This window comes from Pseudomonas sp. ok266 (genome assembly GCF_900110195.1).
GTDB classification, from domain to species: domain Bacteria; phylum Pseudomonadota; class Gammaproteobacteria; order Pseudomonadales; family Pseudomonadaceae; genus Aquipseudomonas; species Aquipseudomonas neuropathica.
In genome coordinates this window covers 47824-48861 of sequence record NZ_FOCU01000012.1, presented here as the reverse complement: position 1 = coordinate 48861, position 1038 = coordinate 47824, and the positions used below count along the sequence as shown (strand labels likewise).

The window sequence follows — 1038 nt, the reverse complement described above, 5'->3', positions numbered from 1 at the left end:
AAAGCCGTGTCGAACAGACACTGCGAATCATGATGCTTATGCAATCTACGAAAACTCAGGGCTACCAAACCCGATCACTGTTTTTCAGCGACCGACAGACGATAGAACCCGCGACCTAGACGCACAAGCCAGCGGATTCTGGCTTAGTCGTAGGCGATGGCGCAAGGAGTTGTAGGGCGTAGCCAGCAACGAGAGACACCTATTAAACAAACATGTAGATCATCTGTTTAACAGGTCAGTTGAGATGCAGAGAATTCCGAATCAATGGGTCTCAAACGAATTCCACTGGTGAGTATCAAGATCCAGCGCGCAGTAGGGTTCGAAAACGTAAAGCACAAGCGGATTCTCAATATCTATCGCTGCCACCTGGAGTGACTTGAGATAGGACTGAGCCTCTGCGAATGATGTACCGAATAGAGGATCATCCATTGCCTTCGCGCGCGTCAGCTTGGAAATCGTTTGATCTGGATGTTTTGCCATCGCAATTCGAAAAGCCAGGCTAGCGTCGAAGTGTGTTTTACCGAAGACGTGCTGACGAAGCCGACTGATCACGCTTCTTGAAATACCAACATAGATAGGCACGCCGTTGTCGATCAACACGTAGCAGCCCGAAAAATCTTGCGCCAGTTTGAACTGCTTCAGCAACGATTTAACGCCAACACCGGGCACTGAAAAGTCCTTCATCTCTCGCGGAGTTTCAAGAGAGCTTTTCATTCTGCTCATATGGCCGGGCAGAACCGTTTTGGCTAACTCTTCAAATGTGTGCATGCATTCGTGTAACGCCATTGGAGAACCGCTCGGTCGAGAGATGGACGCCAACGCTATCGCGTCAAGTCAGGCCATTACAAGCGATGTAACTCTCGTCTATGTAAAGCGTCGCCTGAACAATGTGAGGTAATAAATCTCTGTAGCGAAGAACAGAGGAATCGCTACAGAGATCGTTCACATCTAGCTGGCGATTTCGACGTTATCCAGCGCTTGGTTGACGGCGATTTCGCCGAGCATCACGACTTGGGCGATGCCCAGTGCGGTTTTGCG

Annotated in this window: 1 protein-coding gene; it reads right to left on the bottom strand. The window is 49.7% G+C overall.

The window, feature by feature from the left end; all coding sequences use genetic code 11:
- Nucleotides 1-261 precede the first annotated feature (261 nt).
- The gene (locus BMY54_RS21875) at nt 262-786 is read right to left on the bottom strand and encodes a GIY-YIG nuclease family protein (protein ID WP_016982977.1); all 525 of its coding nucleotides are present in this window, start codon (nt 784-786) and stop codon (nt 262-264) included.
- Between the last annotated feature and the right edge of the window lie 252 nt (nt 787-1038).

Excerpts from the sequence above, each read along its gene's own strand:
- BMY54_RS21875 (WP_016982977.1), bottom strand. The coding sequence starts at position 786 with ATGGCGTTACACGAATGCATGCACACATTTGAAGAGTTAGCCAAAACG.